The organism is Burkholderia sp. SRS-W-2-2016 (assembly GCF_001931485.1).
Classification (GTDB): Bacteria; Pseudomonadota; Gammaproteobacteria; order Burkholderiales; family Burkholderiaceae; genus Paraburkholderia.
On record NZ_MSDV01000036.1, the window covers coordinates 107189 to 132375 of the forward strand.

23 protein-coding genes are annotated in these 25187 nt (G+C 66.5%); 6 read left to right on the top strand and 17 right to left on the bottom strand.

Features of this window, described 5'->3' with window-relative positions; all coding sequences use genetic code 11:
- Positions 1-139 precede the first annotated feature (139 nt).
- The 7 genes from kdsA to BTH42_RS16730 all read right to left on the bottom strand — a co-directional run bounded on the left by kdsA (position 140) and on the right by BTH42_RS16730 (position 9832).
- Complete coding sequence (gene kdsA / locus BTH42_RS16700; RefSeq protein WP_075301329.1) at positions 140-994, bottom strand: 3-deoxy-8-phosphooctulonate synthase; 855 nt, start codon at positions 992-994, stop codon at positions 140-142.
- Positions 991-2652 (bottom strand): CTP synthase, encoded by a 1662-nt coding sequence (locus tag BTH42_RS16705; RefSeq protein ID WP_075301331.1) that lies wholly within the window; start codon positions 2650-2652, stop codon positions 991-993. The genes kdsA and BTH42_RS16705 overlap by 4 nt, the downstream gene beginning before the upstream one ends.
- A 154-nt stretch (positions 2653-2806) precedes the next feature.
- Positions 2807-3610 (bottom strand): alpha/beta fold hydrolase, encoded by an 804-nt coding sequence (locus tag BTH42_RS16710; protein WP_075301333.1) that lies wholly within the window; start codon positions 3608-3610, stop codon positions 2807-2809.
- 143 nt (positions 3611-3753) lie between these two features.
- Positions 3754-6768, bottom strand: a complete 3015-nt coding sequence (locus BTH42_RS16715; protein WP_075301335.1) for a ComEC/Rec2 family competence protein — start codon at positions 6766-6768, stop codon at positions 3754-3756.
- A gap of 122 nt (positions 6769-6890) precedes the next feature.
- Positions 6891-7679, bottom strand: coding sequence for a TatD family hydrolase (locus BTH42_RS16720; RefSeq protein ID WP_075301337.1), 789 nt, complete (start codon positions 7677-7679; stop codon positions 6891-6893).
- Positions 7680-7806: 127 nt separating this feature from the next.
- Complete coding sequence (lolD, locus tag BTH42_RS16725; protein WP_143752093.1) at positions 7807-8547, bottom strand: lipoprotein-releasing ABC transporter ATP-binding protein LolD; 741 nt, start codon at positions 8545-8547, stop codon at positions 7807-7809.
- A 31-nt stretch (positions 8548-8578) separates the two neighbouring features.
- A complete protein-coding gene (locus BTH42_RS16730; protein ID WP_075301341.1) occupies positions 8579-9832 on the bottom strand; it encodes a lipoprotein-releasing ABC transporter permease subunit in 1254 nt (417 codons plus the stop codon).
- A 303-nt stretch (positions 9833-10135) separates the two neighbouring features.
- On the opposite strand from BTH42_RS16730, the gene BTH42_RS16735 reads away from it, so the two are divergent.
- The 5 genes from BTH42_RS16735 to BTH42_RS16755 all read left to right on the top strand — a co-directional run bounded on the left by BTH42_RS16735 (position 10136) and on the right by BTH42_RS16755 (position 17049).
- Complete coding sequence (locus BTH42_RS16735; protein ID WP_075301343.1) at positions 10136-11278, top strand: regulator; 1143 nt, start codon at positions 10136-10138, stop codon at positions 11276-11278.
- A gap of 40 nt (positions 11279-11318) precedes the next feature.
- The gene (gene recJ, locus BTH42_RS16740) at positions 11319-13025 is read left to right on the top strand and encodes a single-stranded-DNA-specific exonuclease RecJ (RefSeq protein ID WP_075301345.1); all 1707 of its coding nucleotides are present in this window, start codon (positions 11319-11321) and stop codon (positions 13023-13025) included.
- A 190-nt stretch (positions 13026-13215) separates the two neighbouring features.
- Positions 13216-14320 (top strand): peptide chain release factor 2 gene (prfB, locus tag BTH42_RS16745; RefSeq protein ID WP_143752095.1). Its coding sequence is split into 2 segments (ribosomal slippage): positions 13216-13296 and positions 13298-14320, totalling 1104 coding nucleotides; the frame shifts between segments, so codons are not numbered across the junction.
- A 141-nt stretch (positions 14321-14461) separates the two neighbouring features.
- On the top strand, positions 14462-16006 hold the full coding sequence (lysS, locus tag BTH42_RS16750) for a lysine--tRNA ligase (protein ID WP_075301347.1): 1545 nt from the start codon (positions 14462-14464) through the stop codon (positions 16004-16006).
- 305 nt (positions 16007-16311) lie between these two features.
- A complete protein-coding gene (locus BTH42_RS16755; RefSeq protein WP_075301349.1) occupies positions 16312-17049 on the top strand; it encodes a glycine zipper 2TM domain-containing protein in 738 nt (245 codons plus the stop codon).
- Between the two features lie 117 nt (positions 17050-17166).
- On the opposite strand, the gene iscX is transcribed toward BTH42_RS16755, so the two are convergent.
- From iscX to BTH42_RS16805, 10 genes are all read right to left on the bottom strand, one after another.
- Positions 17167-17364 (bottom strand): Fe-S cluster assembly protein IscX, encoded by a 198-nt coding sequence (iscX, locus tag BTH42_RS16760; RefSeq protein WP_027198111.1) that lies wholly within the window; start codon positions 17362-17364, stop codon positions 17167-17169.
- A 16-nt stretch (positions 17365-17380) separates the two neighbouring features.
- Entirely contained in the window at positions 17381-17722 is a 342-nt protein-coding gene (fdx, locus tag BTH42_RS16765; protein ID WP_075301351.1) for an ISC system 2Fe-2S type ferredoxin, read from the bottom strand.
- 130 nt (positions 17723-17852) lie between these two features.
- On the bottom strand, positions 17853-19724 hold the full coding sequence (gene hscA, locus BTH42_RS16770; RefSeq protein ID WP_075301353.1) for a Fe-S protein assembly chaperone HscA: 1872 nt from the start codon (positions 19722-19724) through the stop codon (positions 17853-17855).
- Between the two features lie 96 nt (positions 19725-19820).
- Complete coding sequence (gene hscB / locus BTH42_RS16775) at positions 19821-20348, bottom strand: Fe-S protein assembly co-chaperone HscB (RefSeq protein WP_075301355.1); 528 nt, start codon at positions 20346-20348, stop codon at positions 19821-19823.
- A gap of 166 nt (positions 20349-20514) precedes the next feature.
- Positions 20515-20838 carry an iron-sulfur cluster assembly protein IscA gene (iscA, locus tag BTH42_RS16780; protein WP_075301357.1) on the bottom strand — a complete coding sequence of 108 codons (324 nt, stop codon included), beginning with the start codon at positions 20836-20838 and terminating at the stop codon, positions 20515-20517.
- Between the two features lie 68 nt (positions 20839-20906).
- Entirely contained in the window at positions 20907-21317 is a 411-nt protein-coding gene (gene iscU, locus BTH42_RS16785; protein ID WP_075301359.1) for a Fe-S cluster assembly scaffold IscU, read from the bottom strand.
- Positions 21318-21388: 71 nt separating this feature from the next.
- Complete coding sequence (locus BTH42_RS16790; protein ID WP_075301361.1) at positions 21389-22612, bottom strand: IscS subfamily cysteine desulfurase; 1224 nt, start codon at positions 22610-22612, stop codon at positions 21389-21391.
- 79 nt (positions 22613-22691) lie between these two features.
- Complete coding sequence (gene iscR, locus BTH42_RS16795) at positions 22692-23222, bottom strand: Fe-S cluster assembly transcriptional regulator IscR (protein ID WP_075301363.1); 531 nt, start codon at positions 23220-23222, stop codon at positions 22692-22694.
- Positions 23223-23386: 164 nt separating this feature from the next.
- Positions 23387-23884, bottom strand: a complete 498-nt coding sequence (locus BTH42_RS16800) for a low molecular weight protein-tyrosine-phosphatase (protein WP_075301365.1) — start codon at positions 23882-23884, stop codon at positions 23387-23389.
- 147 nt (positions 23885-24031) lie between these two features.
- Positions 24032-24265, bottom strand: coding sequence for a hypothetical protein (locus tag BTH42_RS16805; RefSeq protein ID WP_075301367.1), 234 nt, complete (start codon positions 24263-24265; stop codon positions 24032-24034).
- Positions 24266-24540: 275 nt separating this feature from the next.
- On the opposite strand from BTH42_RS16805, the gene BTH42_RS16810 reads away from it, so the two are divergent.
- Positions 24541-25080: a hypothetical protein gene (locus BTH42_RS16810; RefSeq protein WP_075301369.1), complete on the top strand. Its 540-nt coding sequence runs from the start codon at positions 24541-24543 to the stop codon at positions 25078-25080.
- Positions 25081-25187: the final 107 nt, after the last annotated feature.

Here is a 25187-nt window from a genome sequence, read left to right on the forward strand (position 1 = left end):
TCTTTACTGTGACACGGTATGGCGCACTTGCCGGTCTCCCCGACAGACAACCTGCGCGCCGATACGTTCGACGACCATTATGCGAAAACGCCGCGAGCCGATTATCGAAGGAAATCGTGACACGCGGCGCTCGCCTGAATCAGTTGAAGTTGCTCTCGAGGAACGGACCGCGCTTGACGGCCTGGTCGAGCGTGACCAGCGTTTCGAGCAGCTCGGCCATGCGATTGAGCGGCACCGCGTTGGGCCCGTCCGATTTTGCCTGCGCCGGATTCGGGTGCGTTTCCATGAACAGACCCGCAACCCCCACCGCGACCGCGGCGCGCGCGAGTACCGGCACGAATTCGCGCTGGCCGCCCGAGCTTGTGCCCTGGCCGCCCGGCAACTGCACCGAGTGCGTCGCGTCGAACACGACCGGCGCGTTGGTTTCGCGCATGATCGCGATCGAACGCATGTCCGACACGAGGTTGTTATAGCCGAACGACACACCGCGCTCGCACGCCATGAAGCGGTCTTCCGACAGACCCGCTTCACGCGCGGCGTCGCGCGCCTTGTCGATCACGTTCTTCATGTCGTGCGGCGCGAGAAACTGGCCTTTCTTGATGTTGACCGGCTTGCCCGAGCGCGCGCACGCGTGGATGAAGTCGGTCTGACGGCACAGGAATGCGGGCGTTTGCAGCACGTCGACCACCGACGCGACCTGCTCGATCTCGTGCTCGGCATGCACGTCGGTCAGCACCGGCAAGCCGAGCTGGCGCTTCACTTCCGACAGGATGCGCAGACCTTCGTCCATGCCCAGACCGCGGAACGACTTGCCGCTGCTGCGGTTGGCCTTGTCGTACGACGATTTGTAGATGAACGGAATGTTCAGCTTCGCGCAGATTTCCTTCAGGCGGCCGGCCGTGTCGATCGTCATCTGTTCGGATTCGACGACACAGGTACCGGCGATCAGGAAAAACGGCTTGTCGAGCCCGATTTCGAAATCGCCCAGTTTCATGCTTTCTCCTCGACCCGCGACTGCTGATGCGCAAGCGCCGCTTCGACGAACGACTTGAACAGCGGATGACCGTCACGCGGCGTGGACGTGAATTCCGGGTGGAACTGCACGCCGACGAACCACGGGTGCATGCTGCGCGGCAGTTCCATCATTTCCGGCAGATCCTCGCTCGGGGTACGGGCGCTAATGATGAGGCCGCCGCCTTCGAGCTGGGGCACGAAACGGTTATTCACTTCATAACGGTGACGATGGCGCTCGTTCACGTCCTTGCCGTAGATCTCTTCGGCGAGCGTGCCCGGCTTGATCGGGCAGCGCTGCGAGCCGAGGCGCATCGTGCCGCCAAGGTCGGACTCTTCGGTGCGCTTCTCGACACGGCCTTCGCGGTCGTACCACTCGGTGATCAGCGCGACCACGCGGTTCTTCGTGTCCTGATCGAACTCGGTGCTGTTCGCGTCCTTCAGGCCGACCACGTCGCGCGCGAATTCGATCACTGCGAGCTGCATGCCGAGGCAGATGCCGAGGTACGGCACCTTCGCTTCACGCGCATAGCGGATCGCCGCGATCTTGCCTTCGGTACCGCGCCGGCCGAAGCCGCCCGGCACCAGCACCGCGTCGAGATGGCGAAGGCTTTCGACACCTTGCGTTTCGATCTCTTCGGAGTCGATGTACTCGATGTTCACGCGCGTCGACGTATGCATCGACGCATGGCGCAGCGCTTCGATCAGCGACTTGTACGACTCGGTCAGATCGACGTACTTGCCGACCATGCCGATCGTCACTTCGTTCTTCGGGTTCTGCAGTTTTTCGACGAGGTCGGACCACATCGACAGATCGGCGGGCTTCGGCGTGAGCTTCAGCTCCTCGCAGATGATCGCGTCCAGACCCTGGTCGTGCAGCATCTGCGGAATCTTGTAGATGCTGTCCGCGTCCCACACCGAAATGACCGCGTCTTCGGGCACGTTCGAGAACAGCGAGATCTTCGCGCGCTCGTCGTCCGGAATGCGGCGGTCGGCACGGCACAGCAGCACGTGCGGCGAAATACCGATTTCGCGCAGCTTCTGCACGCTGTGCTGGGTCGGCTTGGTCTTCAGTTCGCCGGCCGTGGCGACCCAGGGCACCAGCGTCAGGTGCACGAAGCACGCGCTGTTGCGGCCGAGGCGCAGGCTCATCTGACGCGCGGCCTCGAGGAACGGCAGCGATTCGATGTCGCCGACCGTGCCGCCCACTTCGACGATCGCGACATCCGGCTCGCCGCAGGTCGCGGAAGCCGCGCCCCGTTCGACGAAAGCCTGGATTTCGTTCGTGATGTGCGGAATCACCTGCACCGTCTTGCCGAGATAATCGCCGCGGCGTTCCTTGCGGATCACCGATTCGTAAATCTGGCCCGTGGTGAAGTTGTTGGCCTTGCGCATCTTCGTGCTGATGAAGCGCTCATAGTGGCCGAGGTCGAGGTCGGTTTCCGCTCCGTCTTCCGTCACGAACACTTCGCCGTGTTGGAACGGGCTCATCGTGCCGGGGTCGACGTTGATGTACGGATCGAGCTTGAGGAGGGTGACTTTAAGACCGCGCGATTCGAGGATCGCGGCGAGGGAAGCGGCGGCAATACCCTTGCCGAGGGAAGATACTACGCCGCCGGTGACGAAAACATATTTGGTCATCGCTGGATGCTCGCGGGAAAAACGGATTATACCGTAAAGCAAGGGCCCGACCCAGCAAAAAACGACCGACCCGCACGCGTCGATCCACCTCGCGCGGCATCCGCCGTCGCGAGTCGAGATAGCTATAAGCGGCGCGGCGAGCGGCGCCGCGCCGTCAGGCGCCCCGCTCCAGTTCGCGCAACATCCGTTGCACCGCGCGCGCGGTTTCGAGCGGCTTTTCCATCGGATACAGGTGGCTGCCCTCGATCCACTCGACGTGCCCGCCGGTCGCGCGACGGGTCGCGTCGAGCCCGGCCTGGCGGATTTCCTTCGAGCGCGTGCCGGCTATGAAACCGACCGGCACCGGCGCGCCGCGCGCAAGCCGGGAGCCGAGCGTGTGCGGCAGCGTCCGGTAGATCTGATATTCGGTGCGGCGGTCGAACGCGAGCGCGCGGCCGCCGTCGGGCGAGCTTTGCGGAATGCCGAAATCGATGTAGTCGGACAGCATCCGCTCGTCCCAGCGCGCGAACGCGGGCTTCGAATGGAAATGGCGCCACGCCTCGTCGCGGCTCGCCCAGTGGGTGCGGCGGGTGCGCGTCGCGGCGGCCGGCGAGAGCCGCTCGTCGAGCCCGGTCCATTGCGAGACCCGCAGCATGCTGCTGCGCCAGCCGGCGATCACCGGCGAGTCGAGCATCACCACGCCCCTCACCCACTGCGGCTTTTTCAGCGCCGCCATCAACGACAGATAACCGCCGAGCGAATGGCCGACCAGCCACACCGGCTGCTCGTACGCGCGGCCGATGTCGTCGAGCAGCTGTTCGACCAGATGCGGCCAGTCCTGGGTGACCGGAAAGCGCGGGTCATGGCCGATGCGCTCGATCGAACGCAACTCGTAGTCGTCGGAGAGCTCGGCGAAGATGGTCCGGTACGTCGAGGCCGGAAAGCCGTTCGCATGCGAGAAATGGATGATGTTTTTCAACTGCGGCTATCTCCGTGGTGTTCTCGTTGTGTTTTCTTTGTGTTCTTTGCCGTGCGCGGGGACCGCGAATTTTTGCATTCGGGGATGCCAGCGCCGCCGCCTGCCCGTGGGTGTTGCTTGCGTTGCGCTCTGTCGCCCCCCGCTCAGCGGTCCATCCAGTAGCGCCGCTGCGTCTCGCGATAACGCTCGAGCGTCAATGCCGGACCTTCGGCGCCCGGGTCCACGTCGACCCGCACCGCGCCGTGCTGATCGCTGCGCGCCAGCTCGATGCCGCGCGCGACGTAACGCGCATACACGCCCGCATGCGGGTGATGAAAGCGATTTCGGTAGCCTACCTGAAATACCGCGATGGACGGATCGATAGAGTCGAGGAACGGTTCGGTCGACGAGGTCCTGCTGCCGTGATGCGGCGCGATCAGCAGTTGCGCGCGCAAGGCGGCGGGATCGCGCGCGAGCAGCGTCCGTTCGGCGGACGCTTCGATGTCCGCGCTCAGCAGCGCGGCGAAGCGCGTCGGGGCGTTGCCGGGCTGCTGCGGTTGCTGCTGCTTCTGCGGCTGCGGTTGCTTCTGCGGCTGCGGCTGCGGCCCTTGCGGGCCGCTCGCGGCCGCCGCCACCGTACGCACGCTGAGCACGCAGCAATGCTCGTTCGGCTTGCCGGACAGCGGCCCCGGGTCCGGCCACAGCATCGCGAATTCGACGCCATCCCATTGCCAGCGCTGCCCGGCCGCGCACGGCACGGTCTGCGCGCCGTGCTGCCGGGCGCCCGACCACAGCGGATGATCCGCCGCGAGCGCGGCCACCATCTGCCGCACGTCGATTGCGTCGAATACCGCCGGCACGCCGCCCGAGTGATCGGAATCGGAGTGACTGACGATCAGCGTATCGAGCGTCGTCACCCCGTGCGCCCGCAGGAACGGCACGACCACCCGTTCGCCCGCGTGGCTCGATTCGGGACCCGGCCCCGCGTCGAACAGCAACGCGTGATGCGCGGTCTGCACCAGTACCGCGGTGCCCTGGCCGACGTCGAGCGCGGTCACGCGAAAGCCGCCGGCCGGCAAAGCCGGCGCGCCGTCCGTGGCGGGAATCAGCAACGGCAGCCATGTCAGCGGCGCGGCCCAGCGCAGCGGCCAGCCGCGCGGCGCGAGGCACCACAGCACGCCGAGCGCCGCCGTCGCGAGCGCCCACGCGGACGGTTGCGGCAGCCACCAGACGGTCCAGCTCGGCCCTGACAGCAGTTGCAAGCCCGCCATCAGCCACTCGATAAGTGCGTGCGCGGCATGCCACGTGAATCCGTCGAGCGGCGCGGGCAGCGCGACACTTAAGAGCACCGCGGGCGTGACCAGCACGCTCACCCACGGAATCGCGAACGCGTTCGCGAGCGGCCCGACGAGCGGAATCTGCGAGAACCAGTAGACGGTCAACGGCGCGAGCGCGATCGTCACCGCGAACTGCACGTACGCGGCGCTGCGCAACCGTTCGAACAAAGCGCGCAGATGCCGGAGCGCTGCGCCGCGCAGAGTCGGGCGCGGCGGCGGCGCCGCCTCGTGCTGCTCGCCCCGCTGACCGGACTGCCGGTGGTCGTCTCGCTCGCGCGGCCGCCCATCCTGTCGCGCCTCATCCTGTCGCGCCCCATCCTGCCGCTCGTCATCCTGCTCGCGCCGCGGCTGATCCAAAGCGGCTTCGGTCTGCTCTTTCACGCCCACGCGCGGCCGTCCCGACAGCGCGTACAGAATCGCGCCGACCGCGCAGAACGACAGCCAGAACCCCGCCGACACGACCGCCCATGGATCCACCAGCAGCACGAGACCGAGCGCCCACGCGAACACCGTCGAGCGCGCGAGCTGGCGGCCGCCGACGAACGCCAGCGCGGCCAGCATCGCCATCCACAGCGCACGCTGCGCGGGCACGTTGAAGCCGGCGAGCGCCGCGTGCAGCACCGCGAACAGCGCGCCGGCCGTCACGCCGACGAGTTGCGCGGGCAGCCGCAGCGGCCAGTTGCGGCCAAGCCAGCCCGAGCGTCGCCACAGCGCGGCGGCGAGCCAGCCGGTCAGTCCCGCGACGATACCGATATGCAGCCCCGAGATCGCCACCAGATGACTGGTGCCGGTGGCGCGTAGCAGTTGCCAGTCGGCATCGCTGATGTCGTCCTGCGCGCCGATCGCCAGCGCGATGACGATGCCGCGATGCGGCGCGCCCGCGAGCACGCTATCGATCCTCGCGCGCAACGCGGCACGCCAGCGGTCGATCGACACTGCGACGCCTTGCTCGCGACCGGCGAGCCGCATCGCGCGGTCGGGCGTACTCACGTAACCAGTCGCCCGCACATTGCGCGCGAGCAAACTCGCTTCGGCATCGCGCACGCCGGAGTTCGCGTTGCCGTGCGGGCGTTTGAGCCGTACCGGCAGACGCCAGCGCTCGCCGGGTTCGAGCGCGGGCGGTGGCGTATCACGGATAATCCACGACAGCCGGATCACCGGCGGGAACGCGGCGAGTTGCGCGTCGTTCGAGTCGACCGAGAACAGAAAGCGCGCGCCCGTCTCGTCGCGCGACGGCAAACCCTTGATGCTGCCGGTGACCTCGATATCGCGCCCTTCCCACGCGGGCGGCAGATTCACCGCGAGGCGCGCCTGCGCGCGCAGCGCCGCGTAGCCGAAGCCAATGCACGCTGCCGCGCAGCAGAGCGCAAACCAGCCGGCGGCGCGGCGCATGCGGGCAGCCGCAAGCCAAACGCGGCGCGCAGACGCAGCGGTAGGCGTCAGTTGCCTACTCTCGCCACTCTTTCCGGCTCCGCGTTCACTACCACTGACGCGCTCGCCCTCGCGTCCACTCTCGCCGATGCCTGCGCCCCGGCACCCGCCAGTGCGTCCGCCTTCGTCGCCACCTTGGGCTCCACGCCCAATCCCGGGCTCACTCTTGCCCGCGCCCTCGAACCCGCGCCAATCCTCGCGTCCGCCGTCGCTAACGCTCGCTACCCCGCACCCGCCTGCAAGTTCGCCGCCAACTCCACGCGCCACCTCCCCACGCAACCCCCACACCGCAACACCCACCGCCACACCGCCAACCACCCCGAGCACCCACCAGCCGCCCGCCTCCGGCAACGCCGCCTGCCGCTGCAGCCAGAACACCCCCAACGCAAACCCGCTCCACACCGTCCGCATTCGCCCTCCGCGCCGCTGGCGCCGGCTTCGTCACGCGCTGGCGTTCAGGCTTGCAAACAGGCAACAGCGAGCCCGCCGGGCGTGGAATCGCCCGGCGCGTATTCCTTCGACCAACCGATCGATTATGCAGACGAAAGCGCGAGTCGCGGCAGCGCGGCGAGCGCGTTAGCCGTTGTGCCAAGGGCCGTTGCGTCGGAAGTGAGGCCGCGCAGTTGCGCGAGGCCCGCGCCGATCGCGGGAATCTGCTCGGGAGAGTTGCGCTGCTTGTAGATCCACGACGGCGCGATGTCCGGCGCGTCGGTCTCGACCACCAGCGCGTCGAGTGGCAATTGCTCGGCGAGCCGGCGGATCTGCCGTGCGCGCTCGAAGGTCAGATTGCCGCCGAAGCCCAGATGCATCCCCTGATCGAGATAAGCCTGGGCCTGCTGGAAGCTGCCGTTGAACGCGTGCGCGATCCCGCGATGAATCTGATGGCGGCGCAGCCCCGCGATCACCTGATCCTGCGATTTACGCACGTGGCAGATCACCGGCAGATCGAATTCGCGCGCAAGCTCCAACTGGCCGTTATAGAAAAACTGCTGACGGGCGTCGTCGAGCCCCTCGACGAAAAAGTCCAGCCCGATCTCGCCGATACCGACGAAGCGCGGATCGTCGAGACTCGCCTCGATCTCCATGCGCAGCAGGTCGAGGTCGTTATCCGCGGCGTTCGGGGTGAACAGCGGATGAATGCCGAGCGCGTACGCGCCGCCGTCGACACGATGCGCCAACTCACGCACGGCCGCGAAGTTCTGTCGCCCGATCGCCGGAATCACGATGCGCGACACGCCGGCACGGCGCGCCGCCGCGGCGACCGCGTCACGGTCGGGGTCGAACTCGGAAGCGTCCAGATGACAGTGGGTGTCGATCCACATGAGCGGTCTCGCTAGCAATGGAACAGGCGCCGCCCGGCTCGCGCCGGCGGCGCCCGCAAGTGCGTGTCAGCGCGCAACGATCATGCCGCGCCTGATGCCGCTCTTCAGGCCACGACTCATGCCGCCCTCACACCGGCACCGGCGGTTCCTCGTGCAGCACGCCGTCGCGCAGCCGCATGATGCGGTCGCAGCGGCCGGCCAGTTCCTGATCGTGCGTGACGATCACGAAGCTGGTTTCAAGCGTGCGCGACAGTTCGAGCATCAGGTTGAAGACGGTGTCGGCGGTGCCGCCGTCGAGGTTGCCGGTCGGCTCGTCGGCGAGCACGCACGCGGGCTTGGTGACCAGCGCGCGGGCAATCGCGACGCGCTGCCGCTCGCCGCCCGACAGCTCGCCCGGCCGATGCTTCGCGCGATGCCCCATGCCGACCCGCTCCAGCACCGCGAGCGCCTCGCGGCGCGCGACTTCGGGCGTCTCGCGACGAATTCGCAGCGGCATCGCGACGTTATCGAGCGCGGAAAACTCCGGCAGCAGATGGTGGAACTGATAGACGAAGCCGAGCGCGCGATTGCGCAGGTCGTTGCGCTCGCGCTCGGACAGCTTCGTGAACGGCTTGCCGAGCACCGACACCTCGCCCGCGCTCGGATCGTCGAGACCGCCGAGCACATGCAGCAGCGTGCTTTTGCCGGAGCCCGACGCGCCGACGATCGCGAGCTTCTCGCCGCGCCGCACCGACAGTTGCGCGTTATCGAGCACCTGCACGTTCAGCCCGCCCTGTACAAACGCTTTGGAAATGCCGGTGGCTTCGAGCACGAACGGGTGCGCTGCGGACTGAACGGCGGGCTGAACTGCGGAATCCTGAGCGGTCATGGACGAATCGTTGGAAGAGTGAGCGAGGCGGTCATTCATAGCGCAGCGCCTCCGCCGGACGGACCTTCGCGGCGCGCCAGCTCGGATAGAGCGTCGCCAGCGCCGACAGCACGAACGCGATGATGCCGATGCGGGCGACGTCGGCCGGCACCAGTTCGGACGGCAGCTCGCTGATGAAGTACACCGACGGCGGCAGGAACTGCACGCCGAGCAAGTGTTCGATCATCGGCACGAGCCACGGAATGCTCCACGCGATCAGGCAGCCGAGCGCAACGCCGAGCGCGGTGCCGATAAAGCCGATCGTCACGCCCTGCACGACGAAAATCTTCATGATCGAGCCCGGCTGCGCGCCAAGCGTGCGCAGGATCGCGATGTCGGCCTGCTTGTTGGTGACCGTCATCACCAGCGACGAAACCAGATTGAACGCGGCCACCGCGATGATCAGCGTGAGGATGATGAACATCATGCGCTTTTCGATCTGCACCGCCGAGAACCAGGTCTTGTTCTGCTGGGTCCAGTCGCGGATATAGAGATCGCCCGACAGGCTGCGCGCGAGCTGATGCGCGACTTCCGGCGCCTTCTGCATGTCCTGCAGACGCAGCCGTACGCCGCTCGGCGCCGGCAGCCGGAACAGCGCCTGCGCGTCCTTGATGTTGATCAGCGCGAGCGTGCTGTCGTATTCGTAATGGCCCGATTCGAAGATGCCGACCACCGTGAACTGCTTGAGCCGCGGCAGCATGCCGGCCGGCGTGATCGTGCCTTCGGGCGCGACCAGCGTGATCTTGTCGTTCAACTGCACGCCGAGACTCGCCGCGAGGTCCGCGCCGAGCACGATGCCGAAGTCGCCCGGCGTCAGGTCGGTCAGCTTGCCGCCTTTCATTTCCTTGCCGATGTCGGACACCTGCGGCTCCAGCGACGGCTCCACGCCGCGCAGCGCGACGCCGCTGACCGCGTTCTGGCGCGTGAGCAGCGCCTGCGCGTCGATATACGGCGCGGCGCCGATCACCGACTTGTTCTGCCGCGCTTCCTGCGCGGTCAGCTGCCAGTCGGGCATCGAGCCGGTCGGCGAGAAAATTTCGACGTGCGCGAGCACCGACAGCATGCGGTCACGCACCTCCTTCTGGAAGCCGTTCATCACCGACAGCACGACGATCAGCGCGGCGACGCCGAGTGCGATGCCCGACATCGACACCAGCGCGATGAACGAGATGAAGCCGTTACCGGTCGTGCGTTTGCCGGCGCGGGTGTAGCGCCAGCCAATCTGCCATTCGTAGGGAAATTTCAAGCGAATCCTTTGTGCGTTTCTGCGGCGGTGTGCCGTGCTGCGCGGCAAACGCAAAGCGTCTGCCTGGGCGCCTGACGTCGTGATCGTTTGGCTTGCGGCGCTGCCGATCGTTCCGGTTCCGGCCACGGTTCCAGCCGTGGCGCCGGCCGGTCCCCGGCGCTCGCCGCCTGCCGCGCGATCAAGCGCGAAGTTTGCCATACAATGCCGCCGCCTCGCGTAACGCGCATGCGCGGCGAACTTACTGTCGATACCCCAGCGCCCACCCACGCGCCGGCTCGAATCAACCGCCCCGTTTGCCCTACAATGCGCAGCATCATGCCTGCCGACCGCCTCCATCTTCTGCTGCCGTTCGCGCTGCCCGCCGCGGCCGATGCCTCCACCGCCCTGTACGACATCCATAGTCCCGCGCTCGACAAACTGATCGCGCGCGCCACCTTGATCGAACGGGTGGCCGGCGAGGATTTTCAGCGCACGCTGCCGCACGAACGCTGGGTCGCCCGGCAATTCGGCGCGCTCCCCGACGGCGCGTCCGCCGCGGCCGACGAAGCGCCGCTCGCGCCCTACATGCTGCGCGCCGACGGCGGCGAGCCCGGCGACGCGACGTGGGCCTGCGTGCAACCGGTGCACGTGCGCATCGCGCATGACCATCTGGTGCTGATCGACCCGGCTTCGCTCGAACTCTCCGACGCCGATGCCAGCGCGCTGCTGGCGGTCGCGCGGCCGCTGATCGAGGAACTCGGCGTGCGCATCGAGGCGCCGCAGCCGAGCCGCTGGTATCTGTCGAGCGACGGCTTCGGCACGCTCGCCGGCGCGTCGCCGCTGCGCGCGAGCGGCCGCAACATCGAGATCTGGCTGCCGCACGAAGCGCATTCCGGCGAGCGTTCGCGCGCATGGATGAAGCTGCAGAACGAAGTGCAGATGGCGTGGTTCGAGCATCCGGTCAACGAAGCGCGCGAGGCGCGCGGCCTGCCGGCCGTCAACTCGATCTGGTTTCACGCGCAGGGCGTCGCGCGGCCGGTGCGCAGCCCGTTTGGGATGGTGCTCTCCGATGCAGCCGCGACCCGCGGGCTCGCGCTGAGCGCGGGCGTGCCGGCGGGTGCGCCGCCGGCGTCGTTCGGTGCGCTGGCGGCGGCCCAGCGTGGCGCGGCGGCCGGCCACGCAAGCGCCGCCGCGACGCCCGGCGGCCAACCCGCCGCCACGCTCGTCGAACTCGACCCGTTCTCCGCGCCGTACATCGAGCAGGACTGGGCGCGCTGGAACGACGCGTTCGCCGCGCTGCAGACCGACTGGTTCGAACCCGCGCTCGCCGCGCTGCAAGCCGGCGAACTCGCCGAACTCGGTCTGACGCTGTGCGGCGACACCGGCTCGGTCACGCTCAACATCACGCGCGGCGATCTGCGCAAATTCTGGCGACGGCGCGTGCTGGCCTCGCTGTTCATCGAATGACCGATCGCTCCGCCGATCGACTGATCCACGGCCTTTCCGCATGACCCAAATCGTTACGCGCCCCTGCTCCCCGGTCGACGCCGAAGTGCTGACCCGCCACGGCCTGCACCCGGTGCTCGCGCGCCTCTATGCGTCGCGCGGCGTGTGCCTGCCCGAAGACATCGAAACCGGCCTCGCGCGGCTGGTGCCGCCCGCCGACCTGAAAGGCTGCGACGCCGCCGCCGCGCTGCTCGCCGACGCGATCCAGCAAAACCGCCGGATGCTGGTGGTGGCCGACTACGACTGCGACGGCGCAACCGCCTGCGCGGTCGCGGTGCGCGGGCTGCGCATGTTCGGCGGCCGGATCGACTATCTGGTGCCGAACCGGATGGAGCACGGCTACGGCCTCACGCCGGACATCGTCGCGCTCGCGGCGAGCGCGCCAGCCGGCAAGCCCGATCTGCTGATCACCGTCGATAACGGGATTGCCAGCGTCGACGGCGTCGAGGCGGCCAACGCGCTCGGCATCGACGTGCTGGTCACCGACCACCACCTGCCCGGCGACGAGTTGCCCGCCGCGCGCGCGATCGTCAATCCGAACCAGCCGGGCTGCACGTTCCCGAGCAAGTGCATCGCCGGCGTCGGCGTGATGTTTTACGTGCTGCTCGCGTTGCGCGCGGAACTGCGCCAGCGCGGCGCGTTCGGCGACGCGCTGCCGGAACCGCGCCTGGACGGCCTGCTCGATCTCGTCGCGCTCGGCACCGTCGCCGACGTCGTCAAGCTCGACGGCAACAATCGCGTACTGGTCGCGCAAGGGCTGCAGCGGATCCGCAAGGGCCGCATGCAGCCGGGCATCGCGGCGCTCTATCGCGCCGCCGCGCGCGATGCGCGCAGTGCGTCCGGCTTCGACCTCGGTTTCGCGCTCGGCCCGCGCCTGAACGCGGCGGGCCGGCTGTCGGACATGTCGCTCGGGATCGAATGCCTGACCACCGACGACGTCGGCCGCGCATGGGAGCTCGCGCAGCAGCTCGACGCGATGAACCGCGAGCGCCGCGAGATCGAAGCGGGCATGCAGCAGCAGGCGCTCGACGACCTGGCCGCCTTCGACCCCGCAGGCGCGACCACGATCACGCTGTTCAACTCCAGCTGGCACCAGGGCGTGATCGGCATCGTCGCCGGGCGGCTGAAAGAGAAATTCCACCGGCCGTCGTTCACGTTCGCGCCGGCCGACGACAGCGGCGTGATGGTCAAGGGCTCGGGCCGTTCGATCGCGGGCTTCCATCTGCGCGACGCGCTCGACCTGATCTCGAAGCGCGAACCGGACCTGATCGTCAAGTTCGGCGGCCACGCGATGGCCGCGGGTCTGTCGCTCGCCGCCGCCGACGTGCCGCGCTTCACCGCCGCGTTCGAGGCGGTCGGCCGCGAATGGCTGTCGGCCGAAGCGCTCGCGCGCACGGTCGAAACCGACGGCGAGCTCGAAGATGCGTACTTCACGCCGCAATTCGTCGAGATGCTCGACGCGGCCGTGTGGGGCCAGGGCTTTCCGGCGCCGGTGTTTTCCGGCGAGTTCGAGATCGCATCGCAGGCGCTCGTCAAGGACAAGCACCTGAAGCTGCAACTGCTGCGCGGCCGCCAGCGCTTCAACGCGATCTGGTTCAACCACACCGATACGCTGCCCGCGCGCACGACGCTCGCATACCGGCTGGCGAGCGATACGTGGAACGGCGTGTCGCGCGTGCAGCTGATCGTCGAGCACGCGCTGAGCTGAAGCCCGAGGGCAAGGCCGGGCGCGCCGGGCTGCGGGATTCTGCTTGCTACGCAGAATCTCCTCCCCCGCCAAAGCATCGAAAATCTCCGCAAAATCAACCGCAAACCCGCGCCGGATCGCCCGTAAGGCTCCGGCGCGGCGTGCCGATCGGCTATAATTTCAGCTTTTTACGAAGCTATAAAAGATCGACATGGAAGCGGAACGTCTCAACGCGATCGAAGCCTCTCTGGCCGACCTGCGCAAGCGCGCGGACGACCTACGGGGGTATCTTTGACTACGACGACAAAGCACTACGTCTAATCGAAGTCAACCGGGAACTCGAAGACCCGGACGTCTGGAACGACGCTAAACACGCCCAGGCACTCGGCAAGGAAAAGAAGCTGCTCGACGACACGGTCGGCAAGCTCACGTCGCTCAGCAACGACGTGCGCGACGCCCTGGACCTGTTCGAGATGGCGCGCGAAGAAGCCGACGACGACACGCTGCTCGCGTGCGAAAGCGACGCGCAGGGCATCGAGGCCCGCGTCGCCGACATGGAATTTCGCCGGATGTTCGCGAACCCGGCCGACCCGAACAACGCGTTTCTGGACATCCAGGCCGGCGCCGGCGGCACCGAGGCGTGCGACTGGGCGTCGATGCTGCTGCGCCAGTATCTGCGCTACTGCGAACGCAAGGGCTTCAAGACCGAAGTGCTCGAGCAGACCGAAGGCGACGTCGCCGGCATCAAGAACGCGACGATCAAGATCGAAGGCGAATACGCATACGGCTTCCTGCGCACCGAAACCGGCGTGCACCGGCTCGTGCGCAAGTCGCCGTTCGACTCGTCGGGCGGCCGCCATACGTCGTTCTCGTCGGTGTTCGTGTACCCGGAAATCGACGACTCGATCGAAGTCGACGTCAATCCGGCCGATCTGCGCATCGACACCTACCGCGCGTCCGGCGCGGGCGGTCAGCACATCAACAAGACCGACTCGGCGGTGCGGATTACGCACATGCCGTCGGGCATCGTCGTGCAATGCCAGAACGACCGCTCGCAGCACCGCAACCGCGCCGAAGCGATGGCCATGCTGAAGTCGCGCCTGTACGAAGCGGAAATCCGCAAGCGTCAGGCCGAGCAGGACAAGCTCGAAGCGGGCAAGACCGATGTGGGTTGGGGTCACCAGATCCGCTCGTACGTGCTCGACAACAGCCGCATCAAGGATCTGCGCACCAACGTCGAAATCAGCAACACGAAGAGTGTGCTCGACGGCGATCTCGATCCGTTCATCAGCGCGAGCCTGAAACAGGGCGTCTAAGCGCACCCGGCGCGGCCCGCGGTAACCTGCCCCGGCCGCGTCGCCGTTTCTTGCCTCTTGTTTGACCGCCTGAGGTTTTTATACTGACTGGCTTCCCGCCCGCGGCCCACGCCGCGGCGGGCCACCGAATACCACATCACCATGACCGAACCGACCCAGCCGAATGCCGCGCCCGCAGCGCCTGTCGTGCCCGAACTGGACGACAACAAGATCATCGCCGAGCGCCGCGAAAAGCTGCGCGAGCTGCGTGAGCAAGGCGTCGCCTACCCGAACGATTTCCGTCCCACGCACCACGCCGAAGACCTGCAGGCGCAGTACGAGCAAACCGACAAGGAAGCGCTCGAGGCGAGCCCGCTCGAAGTCGCGATCGCCGGGCGCATGATGCTCAAGCGCGTGATGGGCAAGGCCAGCTTCGCGACCGTGCGCGACGGCTCGGGTCAGATCCAGTTCTTCATCACGCCGGCCGACGTCGGTCAGGACACCTACGACGCGTTCAAGAAGTGGGACATGGGCGACATCGTCGCCGCGCGCGGCGTGCTGTTCCGCACCAACAAGGGCGAGCTGTCGGTGCGCTGTACCGAGCTGCGTCTGCTGTCGAAGTCGCTGCGCCCGCTGCCGGACAAGTTCCACGGTCTCGCCGACCAGGAAATGAAGTACCGCCAGCGCTACGTCGACCTGATCGTCACGCCGGAAACGCGCCGCACGTTTGTCGCGCGCACCAAGGCGATCGCGTCGGTGCGCAACTTCATGGCCAAGGCCGACTTCATGGAAGTCGAGACGCCGATGCTGCACCCGATCCCGGGCGGCGCGGCGGCCAAGCCGTTCAGCACCCACCACAACGCGCTCGACATGCAGATGTTCCTGCGCATCGCGCCGGAGCTGTATCTGAAGCGGCTGGTGGTCGGCGGCTTCGAACGGGTGTTCGAGATCAACCGTAATTTCCGTAACGAGGGCGTGTCCGTGCGCCACAACCCGGAATTCACGATGATCGAGTTCTACGCGGCCTACACCGACTACAAGTGGCTGATGGACTTCACCGAGCAGCTGATCCGCCAGGCGGCGATCGACGCGCTCGGCACCGCGACCATCACGTATCAGGGGCGCGAGCTCGATCTGGCGAAGCCGTTCCATCGTCTGACGATCACCCAGGCGATCCAGAAGTACGCGCCGCAATACACGAACGAACAGCTCGCCGATGCCGCGTTCCTGCGCACCGAGCTGAAGAAGTTCGGCGTCGACGCGTCGCAGCCGCAGTTCCTGAACGCCGGTGTCGGCTCGCTGCAACTGGCGCTGTTCGAAGAGACCGCCGAGTCGCAACTGTGGGAACCGACCTACATCATCGACTACCCGATCGAAGTGTCGCCGCTCGCGCGCGCGTCGGACAAGGTGGAAGGCATCACCGAGCGTTTCGAGCTGTTCATCACCGGCCGTGAGATCGCCAACGGCTTCTCGGAGCTGAACGATCCGGAAGACCAGGCCGCGCGCTTCAAGAAGCAGGTCGACCAGAAGGACGCCGGCGACGAGGAAGCGATGTACTACGACGCCGACTACATCCGCGCTCTCGAATACGGGATGCCGCCGGCCGGCGGCTGCGGGATCGGTATCGACCGTCTGGTGATGATGCTGACCGACAGCCCGAGCATCCGCGACGTGATTCTGTTCCCGCATCTGCGTCGCGAGGATTGAGCGAACGTCGCTGAACGCTGATGGTTGTGCCGTGCGCGCGACAACACGCCTTTGAACAATGCCCGGTTAAGCCGGGCGTTTTCTTTTGCACGCCGTTTTTCGCGTGCTGTCCGCTGCGGCGACACGCTTATCCAGGATCGCTTTCTGCTACGGATGGTTTGTAACCAGCGGTAAAAGCTGCCCCATTCCGTACCATTCCGACCGCCGTGGTCAAGCACCGGTTACAACTTGAAACGCTGCCCGGATCGAATTGCCGGACACTCGATCTCACCCAAAGTCGGCTCTGTCAGAAACGGAGGCCCCACATGGACAACCCCACGGACACCCCCACCCAACACTCGCAGCAACGTCGTCTTCATCCATTGATCGCGGTCGCCGCCGGCGCGGTGCTGATCGCGAGCCTCGTCGCGACCGCGGCCATCACCGGCGTGTTTCCGAAAGCGTCGAGTACCAGCGAGCAGAACGGCCAGACCCAAGCCGCGCAGATCACGGCCACGCCGCAACCGGGCGTCGTCGATTCGGCCGCGCCAGTGAATCCGTCCGCGCAGCAGCAGGCGGCGCAGGAATCTGCTCAGGCGCAGCAAGCGGTAACAGCCGCGCCGGCCCCCGTCCCTGCTCCGCCACAACAGCAGCAATATGCGCAGCAACAGCAGGCTCAAGCCGCGCCGCAATACGCGCAACAGCAACAACCCGCCCCGCAGGCCGCGTACTGTTCGACCTGCGGCACCGTCGTCGCGATCTCGGCGCTCCGTCAGGAAGGTCACGGCACCGGGATCGGCGCGGTCGGTGGTGCGGTCGCGGGCGGCGTGGTCGGCAACCAGTTCGGCGCCGGCGGCGGCCGTACCGCGATGACGCTGCTCGGCGCGCTCGGCGGCGGCCTCGCCGGCAACTCGGTCGAAAAACATCTGCGCAGCTCGACCTCGTATTCGGTGCGGGTGCGGATGGAAAACGGTCACACGCGCTACTTCACGTACCACGAAGCGCCGCCGTTCCGCGACGGTCAGCGCGTGCGGGTCGAAAACGGCACGCTGGTCGCGGACTGACGCCCAACCGGAACCGGCGCTCCACGGCTCAACGCTTCCTGCCGCACCAATGAAAAAAGGCGATTCCGATGGAATCGCCTTTGTCTTTGCAGTCATCGCGCCAGCGCGACGATCCGCTCAATAATCCGCGTCTTCGATCCACGCCGCCTGAATCGCCTCGAGGATCTTTTCGCTCGAACGGTTCGGATCGTCGTCGAAGCCTTCGAGTTCGGTGACCCAGCGGTGCAGGTCGGTGAAGCGTACCTGCTGCGGATCGACGTCCTGATGCTTGTCCGTCAGAGCCATCGCGATGTCTTGCGTATCGGTCCACTTCATGGCGGCGCCCTCCTTGTTAGTGGTTTTCCTTCGCGTGATTAATCGAGTAACGCGGAATTTCGACGACCAGGTCCTGTTCGTCCGGCACGATCGCCTGGCACGACAGACGCGAAGCCGGTTCGAGACCCCACGCCTTGTCCAGCAGATCGTCCTCGTCTTCCTCGGATGGCGTCAAGGCGGCGAAACCCTCACGCACGATCACGTGACAGGTCGTGCACGCGCACGACTTCTCGCACGCATGCTCGATTTCGATGCCGTGTTCGAGCAGGCTGTCGCAGATGCTCTTGCCGGGAACGGCGTCGATCACCGCGCCTTCCGGGCACAGTTCGACGTGGGGCAGCACAACGATTTGAGGCATACAGTTTCCGTTTGGGTCTGACGCACGGCGGCTGCCGGCAAAGCCTGGTGCAGTCGTTCGTGCCATTTTACTGGCGTCGCGCGGAGTTTTTAAGTCCGCCCGACGCGCTCCGGTGGTTCAGCGGCGGCGCTTAGATCTCGTCGAGCTTGCGGCCCGACAGCGCGCGGCGGATGCCCTTGTTCATGCGGCGAGCGGCGAATTCGTCGGTGCCTTCGGCGAGCGTTTTGGTGGCCGCTTCGATCGCGCCGGCGTCGTCGCTTTGCGCGACGCGGCGCAACGTGTCGAGCAGCGCGTCGAGCGCCTCGCGTTCGCTGTCGTCGAGCAGTTCGGCGTCGGCGGCGAGCGCCGCGTCGGTCGCTTCGACGAGGCGCTGCGCTTCGACCTGTGCCTCACGCAATGCGCGGGCCCGCATATCGACCTCGGCGGTCGAGAAGCTGTCTTCGAGCATTCGCGCGATGTCGTCGTCGGCGAGACCGTACGACGGCTTGACCACCACCGATGCCTCGACGCCCGAGCCCAGCTCGCGCGCGAACACCGACAGCAGGCCGTCGGCGTCGACCTGATAGGTCACGCGAATCCGCGCGGCGCCGGCCGCCATCGGCGGAATGCCGCGCAGCTCGAAGCGCGCGAGCGAGCGGCAGTCGCTGACCAGTTCGCGCTCGCCCTGCACGACGTGAATCGCCATCGCGGTCTGGCCGTCCTTGAAGGTCGTGAAATCCTGCGCGCGCGCGACCGGAATCGTCGAATTGCGCGGGATGATCTTCTCGGTCAGGCCGCCCATCGTCTCGACGCCGAGCGACAGCGGGATCACGTCGAGCAGCAGCCATTCCTCGCCTTCCGCGCCGCGGTTGCCGGCGAGCAGATCCGCCTGGACCGCCGCGCCGAGCGCGACCACCTGGTCCGGATCGAGATTGACGAGCGGCGGCTGGCCGAAGAACGCCTCGACCGCGCGGCGGATCACCGGCATGCGCGTCGCGCCGCCGACCAGCACCACGCCCTTGATTTCCTTCGTCGTGACCTTCGCGTCGCGCAGCGCCTTCTTCGTCGGGCCCAGCGTGCGCTGGACCAGTGCGGCGGTGAGGGTCTCGAAGCTCGCTTCGTCGAGCGTCAGATCGATCGCGCTGCCATTCGACAGCGTCACTTTCAGCGCGGCTTGCGGCGCGCTGGACAGCGCTTCCTTCGCGTCGCGCACGCTATCGAGCAACAGCCGCACGTCCTGCGGTGCGAGCGTCTGCGGCGCGATGCCGGCCTGCTCGAGCACATGGCGGTACAGCGCGTGATCGAAATCGTCGCCGCCGAGCGCGGAATCGCCACCGGCCGCGAGCACTTCGAACACGCCCTTGGTGAGCTTGAGGATCGACAGGTCGAAGGTGCCGCCGCCCAGGTCGTAGACCGCGTAGAGGCCTTCCGCGCCGTTGTCGAGACCGTACGCGATCGCGGCCGCGGTCGGTTCGTTCAGCAGGCGCAGCACGTTCAGGCCAGCGAGGCGCGCGGCGTCCTTGGTCGCCTGGCGCTGCGCTTCGTCGAAGTACGCGGGCACCGTAATCACCGCGCCGACCAGCTCGTCGCCGAGCGTGTCTTCGGCGCGCTGGCGCAGCGTCGCGAGAATTTCGGCCGACACTTCGACCGGGCTCTTCACGCCGTCGACGGTACGAATCTGCACCATGCCGGGCGCGTCGACGAAATCGTACGGCGCGTTTTCGGCGCCTTCGACCTCGGCCTTGCCGCGGCCCATGAAGCGCTTGACCGACACGATCGTGTTGCGCGGGTCGCTGGCCGCCTCGGCCTTCGCGCGGCGGCCGATGCGCCGCCCGCCCTGCTCCAGGTAGCGCACCACCGACGGCAGCAGCGCATGGCCGTCTTCGTCGGGCAGCACGTCGGGCACGCCGCTGCGCACGGCGGCGACGAGGGAATTGGTGGTGCCGAGATCGATGCCGACCGCCAGACGCCGCTGGTGAGGCGCCGGCGCCATGCCGGGTTCGGAGATTTGCAGTAAGGCCATCTGGATCTTCTCGGGGACGTGGTGCCCCGTCCTGAATGTTCGCGTTGCTGGGGTGTGATACCGCGGCGCGCGGCGGCTGGGCCGCGCTGCTTGTTGTTAGTCTTCGAGCCGTTCGATCTGCGTGCCGATTTCCGACGCGACGCGCTCGATGAACATCAGCTGTCGCACCGCTTCGCCGGCCGCCTGGTTCGCGCCGCTGTCGAGCGACGCGCCGAGCTTGTCGAAGCGCTGGCGCTCTTCATCGCGCAACTCGGCGAGCAATGCGTCGAGCGCGTCGACGTTCTTCGCCGCCGCCGCGTCCTCGATGTTCTCGCGCCATTCCATCTGCTGCATCAGGAACGCCGGCTCCATCGCCGTGTTGTTCTCCGCGCCGACATTGATGCCGCGCAGCGACAGCAGATAAGTGGCGCGCCTGAGCGGATCGCGCAGCGTCTGATACGCCTCGTTCGCGCGCGTCGCCCATTGCATCGCGATGCGCTTTTGCGCGTCGCCGGCCGCCGCGAAGCGGTCCGGATGCACCTGCGCCTGCACGGTGCGGTACGCGTGATCGAGCGCGCCCGCTTCCAGCGCGAATTGCGCCGGCAGTCCAAACAGGTCGAAGTGGCTATCGTTCAGCGAGGCCATCGGATTAAACGTCCGTTGATGAAAGCGCACCGGAGTGCGGGTCTAAAAAACGCGGTCGGCAAGCGCGGGCCGGATTCAGCGCCCGAGTCAGTCGCCCGAGCCGCGCGGCAAATTAAAAAGGCGGCACGCGCCGCCTTTGATCCGCCGCACGCGGAAAGTGTCGAACCTAGACGCGGAACGACTCGCCGCAGCCGCATTCGTCCTTCACGTTCGGGTTGTTGAACTTGAAGCCTTCGTTCAGCCCTTCGCGCGCGAAGTCGAGCTCGGTGCCATCGATATAGGCGAGGCTCTTCGGATCGACGACGACCTTCACGCCGCCCGTCTCGAACACCTGGTCTTCGGGCGCGAGTTCGTCGACGTACTCGAGCTTGTAGGCAAGGCCCGAGCAGCCGGTGGTGCGCACGCCGACGCGCAGGCCAATGCCCTTGCCGCGACGGATCAGATATTTCTGGACGTGCTGTACTGCCTTTTCGGTCAACGTAATTGCCATAGCGTTTCTCAGTTGCGCAGTGCGGGCGCGGCGCGCTCGATCGCGCCGCGCTCAGCCGTTACGGTTACTCAGGCGGCCGCGCCGTCTTCGGCAACCGCTTCGCCGTGGCGCTGCTTGTAGTCGGCAACCGCGGCCTTGATCGCGTCTTCCGCGAGGATCGAGCAGTGGATCTTCACCGGCGGCAGCGCGAGTTCTTCGGCGATCTGCGTGTTCTTGATCGACATTGCCTGATCCAGCGTCTTGCCCTTCACCCATTCGGTGACGAGCGAGCTCGACGCGATCGCCGAACCGCAGCCGTAGGTCTTGAACTTCGCGTCTTCGATGATGCCGTCCGCGCCGACGCGGATCTGCAGCTTCATCACGTCGCCGCAAGCCGGCGCGCCGACCATGCCGGTGCCGACCGCGTCGTCGTCCTTCGAGAAGGAACCGACGTTGCGCGGGTTTTCGTAGTGGTCGAGGACCTTGTCGCTATAAGCCATGATTACACTCCTTGATTCGTTTCAACCTGCAATCCGATGAACACCGGGTTCGATGCCGTCCAGCTGGCGCGTCAGTGCGCGGCCCATTGAATGGTCGACAGATCGATCCCGTCCTTGTGCATTTCCCACAGCGGCGACAGATCGCGCAGCTTGGAAATCTTCGTCTTCAGCAGGTTGATCACGTAATCGACTTCCTGCTCCGTTGTGAAACGGCCCACCGTGAAGCGGATCGAGCTATGCGCGAGTTCGTCGTTGCGACCGAGCGCGCGCAGCACGTACGACGGTTCCAGCGACGCCGACGTACATGCCGAGCCCGACGACACCGCGACGTCCTTCACCGCCATGATCAGCGATTCGCCTTCGACGAAATTGAAGCTGATGTTCAGGTTGTGCGGCACACGCTTTTCCATGTCGCCGTTCACATAGACTTCTTCCATTTCCGACAGGCCCTTGAGCAGCCGGTCGCGCAGCATGCGGATGCGCTCGTTTTCGGTCGCCATCTCTTCGCGCGCGATACGGAACGCTTCGCCCATGCCGACGATCTGGTGCGTAGCCAGCGTGCCCGAACGCATGCCGCGCTCGTGACCGCCGCCGTGCATCTGCGCTTCGATACGGATACGCGGCTTGCGACGCACGTACAGCGCGCCGATGCCCTTCGGGCCGTAGGTCTTGTGCGCCGAGAACGACATCAGGTCGACCTTCAGCTTCTGCAGATCGATCTCGATCTTGCCGGTCGACTGGGCCGCGTCGACGTGGAAAATGATGCCCTTCTCGCGGGTGATCTCACCGATTGCCTCGATGTCCTGGATCACGCCGATTTCGTTGTTCACCGACATCACCGACACGAGGATGGTGTCCGGACGCAGCGCGGCCTTGAACACGTCGAGGTCGAGCAGACCGTCGTCCTTCACGTCCAGATAGGTGACTTCGAAGCCTTCGCGTTCGAGTTCGCGGCAGGTGTCGAGCACGGCCTTGTGCTCGGTCTTCACCGTGATGATGTGTTTGCCCTTGCTCTTGTAGAAGTGCGCGGCACCCTTGAGCGCGAGGTTGTCCGACTCGGTCGCGCCCGACGTCCAGATGATTTCGCGCGGGTCGGCGTTCACCAGCGCGGCGACCTGCTCGCGCGCTTCTTCGACCGCGCGCTCGGCGTCCCAGCCGTATGCGTGGCTACGCGAAGCCGGGTTGCCGAACTGCTCGCGCAGGTACGGAATCATCTTGTCCACCACACGCGGATCGATCGGCGTCGTGGCGCTGTAGTCCATGTAGATGGGCAGATGGAGAGAGTCGTTGTTCATCAATTGCTCCGGGGGACGTCGTGTGCTCTGGCTTATGGGTTCGTGATCGTGCAGCGGCTTGTTCTATTTCGTGCCGCGCTCAGGAACCGGCCATGTTGAAAACGGAATTGGGGCCTTTCGGTGCCACGCGGACCGGCTCGACCGCCGGTGCGTCGCTGCGCCTGTCGCGCAACACCGCCGGCGCGCCTTCGCGCGAACGCTGCTGGTCGACCAGGTCTTTCAGCGAAACCGAATCGAGGTATTCGACCATTTTCTGGTTCAGCGTCGACCACAGTTCGTGGGTCATGCAGTGGCCGTCGTGCTGCTTGGTGCCTTCGCACGTGCCTTTGCCGCCGCACTGGGTCGCGTCGAGCGGTTCGTCGACCGCGATGATGATGTCCGCCACCGTCACGGCTTCGGCGCGGCGCGCCAGATTGTAGCCACCGCCCGGTCCGCGCACGGACTCGACGATTTCATGACGGCGCAGCTTGCCAAACAGCTGCTCGAGATAGGACAGGGAGATATGTTGGCGCTGGCTGATACCCGCAAGCGTCACCGGGCCCTGCTCCTGGCGTAACGCCAGGTCGATCATCGCCGTGACGGCGAAACGGCCTTTCGTGGTGAGTCTCATATGGTGTGGGAACCGCAATTCTCGACAAGTTTTGTCAAGTATAAATACATGAGCAAATTAGTCAAGTATGGCCAGCGTGATTTGTGCGATTTGCTTAATTGGCCGTCGGGTCGACGCGCTGCGCTTGCGCCCGTGGCCGTGAAGCCGGGTGGTCTGTTGCGCGCTCAGGCCAGCAACTGCGGGCGCAGCGCGGCGATCAGGCCCCGGCACGCGGTCTCGCATTGATCGAGCACCTGCTCGAAGCCTTCCGCGCCGCCGAAATACGGATCGACGACTTCCCGCGCGCCGCCCCAGCGGCTGTCCGCTTCGGGCACGAACTCCATCAGCAGCCGGATCTTGTCGCGCTGGTCGGGCGGGCAGACCTGCCGCAGCGCGGCGACGTTGCGGTCGTCCATCGCGATCAGCAGATCGAAGCGCTCGAAGTCGGCGGCCGCGATCTGGCGACCGCGCAATGCGCCGAGGTCGTAGCCGCGTTGGCGCGCCGCTTGCTGGGCACGCTCGTCGGGCGCGGCGCCGATATGCCAGTCGCCGGTGCCGGCCGAATCGATCAGGATGCGCTCCGCGAGCTTCGCTTCGTCGACCAGATGGCGCATCACGCCTTCCGCGGTCGGTGAACGGCAGATGTTCCCGAGGCAGACGAAACAGACGGACACAGTTTTCATCGCGGATTCAGGCGCCGGAAGCGCCGCGTGTGAGGGTCGACGGACAGGATGCGGATGCGCCGCGATTATACAAAGCTCGACGGATTCGCGCCGGGCGTGCTACAGGCGCGCAGTCGCCGCGGCTCGCGCACTGTGAGGGACGCGTGCTTACGAAGCCTCGGCGACCGGCATCGCCGTCGCGTCGCGCAGCGGTTTGGCGGGCAACGCGGCGGCGTCGATGATCCCGTACGACACCGCGCGCGCGAGTTCGGCGGTCAAATGATTGGCGTCGAGCGTTTGCGACGCGCGCGAAGCCGCATGGCTGTTGATGTGCAAGTAGGCGAGTGTCGCGAGCGACGCGACGATGGCGAGGGGCCAGTACACCGATATTGTCTTTTTCATGATGTGTTTTCCGATTAGAGGCGCATGAGTTCGTGACCCACTATGCCCAGTCGAGATGCTATAGGAATTCACAATCAGGAAAAACCCACCCACGCGCGATAGATCGTTGCGTCAAAGGAAACAGTCCATTGATCAGCATTTCGCGGAACTATCCGTCGAGCTGGCACGAGAAAGAAAACCTTACAAACGAATACAAAGCTCCGAAGACGGACGGCGATAATAGTGGTCTCATTCTTACATCTGCATTTCCCTGTACTTACATGCGGCTTGACAAAATGAAACGCTTTGCTCCTCTCGCTGCTCTGCTCGCCGCCGCCCTGCTCGGCGGTTGCGCGGTCTATCCGGACGGCACGCCGATGTACGGCAACGGCTACGGCGCCTATGGCGATTACGGCTACGACGGTTACGGCTACGCGCCCGGTGCCGCCGTGGTGCCGCAAACCAACGTCTATCTTGGCTATGGCAATTACGGGCCGGGCCGCTACTACGGACCGGGACCGGGCTATCGCGGCTATCCGGACCGCGGACACCCGAACAATAACGACTGGCACCACGGCAACCGTGGCGACGGCGGCGGTCCCGGCCAACCGCGCGGCGGCCCGCCGCCGCAAGGCGCGGCAGCCGGTCCGCACGGTCCCGGCGGCATGAGCGGCGGCCCGAGTGGCCCCCGCCCCGGCGCGGGCGGCCCGCCGCCGCCTCAGCCGCCCGCTCAACCGCAGGCCGGTGGCGGTGGCCGCGGAGGTGGCGGTGGCGGCAACAACGCGTGGGTGAGAAACGTGCCCGCGCGGCAAGCGGGCCAAATGACCGAACACTGAAGATGCAAAAGCGGGCGGGGGGGGGGGGGGGGGGGGGGGCCCCCCCCCCCCCCCCGCCGCGCCGGCGCGGCGCCCCAGCCCCCCCCCCGGCGCCCGCCCCCGCCCCC

Excerpts from the sequence above, each read along its gene's own strand:
- kdsA (WP_075301329.1), bottom strand. The coding sequence starts at position 994 with ATGAAACTGGGCGATTTCGAAATCGGGCTCGACAAGCCGTTTTTCCTG.
- BTH42_RS16705 (WP_075301331.1), bottom strand. The coding sequence starts at position 2,652 with ATGACCAAATATGTTTTCGTCACCGGCGGCGTAGTATCTTCCCTCGGC.
- BTH42_RS16715 (WP_075301335.1), bottom strand. The coding sequence starts at position 6,768 with ATGCGGACGGTGTGGAGCGGGTTTGCGTTGGGGGTGTTCTGGCTGCAG.
- BTH42_RS16720 (WP_075301337.1), bottom strand. The coding sequence starts at position 7,679 with ATGTGGATCGACACCCACTGTCATCTGGACGCTTCCGAGTTCGACCCC.
- lolD (WP_143752093.1), bottom strand. The coding sequence starts at position 8,547 with ATGACCGCTCAGGATTCCGCAGTTCAGCCCGCCGTTCAGTCCGCAGCG.
- BTH42_RS16735 (WP_075301343.1), top strand. The coding sequence starts at position 10,136 with ATGCGCAGCATCATGCCTGCCGACCGCCTCCATCTTCTGCTGCCGTTC.
- recJ (WP_075301345.1), top strand. The coding sequence starts at position 11,319 with ATGACCCAAATCGTTACGCGCCCCTGCTCCCCGGTCGACGCCGAAGTG.
- lysS (WP_075301347.1), top strand. The coding sequence starts at position 14,462 with ATGACCGAACCGACCCAGCCGAATGCCGCGCCCGCAGCGCCTGTCGTG.
- BTH42_RS16755 (WP_075301349.1), top strand. The coding sequence starts at position 16,312 with ATGGACAACCCCACGGACACCCCCACCCAACACTCGCAGCAACGTCGT.
- iscX (WP_027198111.1), bottom strand. The coding sequence starts at position 17,364 with ATGAAGTGGACCGATACGCAAGACATCGCGATGGCTCTGACGGACAAG.
- fdx (WP_075301351.1), bottom strand. The coding sequence starts at position 17,722 with ATGCCTCAAATCGTTGTGCTGCCCCACGTCGAACTGTGCCCGGAAGGC.
- hscA (WP_075301353.1), bottom strand. The coding sequence starts at position 19,724 with ATGGCCTTACTGCAAATCTCCGAACCCGGCATGGCGCCGGCGCCTCAC.
- hscB (WP_075301355.1), bottom strand. The coding sequence starts at position 20,348 with ATGGCCTCGCTGAACGATAGCCACTTCGACCTGTTTGGACTGCCGGCG.
- iscA (WP_075301357.1), bottom strand. The coding sequence starts at position 20,838 with ATGGCAATTACGTTGACCGAAAAGGCAGTACAGCACGTCCAGAAATAT.
- iscU (WP_075301359.1), bottom strand. The coding sequence starts at position 21,317 with ATGGCTTATAGCGACAAGGTCCTCGACCACTACGAAAACCCGCGCAAC.
- BTH42_RS16790 (WP_075301361.1), bottom strand. The coding sequence starts at position 22,612 with ATGAACAACGACTCTCTCCATCTGCCCATCTACATGGACTACAGCGCC.
- iscR (WP_075301363.1), bottom strand. The coding sequence starts at position 23,222 with ATGAGACTCACCACGAAAGGCCGTTTCGCCGTCACGGCGATGATCGAC.
- BTH42_RS16800 (WP_075301365.1), bottom strand. The coding sequence starts at position 23,884 with ATGAAAACTGTGTCCGTCTGTTTCGTCTGCCTCGGGAACATCTGCCGT.
- BTH42_RS16805 (WP_075301367.1), bottom strand. The coding sequence starts at position 24,265 with ATGAAAAAGACAATATCGGTGTACTGGCCCCTCGCCATCGTCGCGTCG.
- BTH42_RS16810 (WP_075301369.1), top strand. The coding sequence starts at position 24,541 with ATGAAACGCTTTGCTCCTCTCGCTGCTCTGCTCGCCGCCGCCCTGCTC.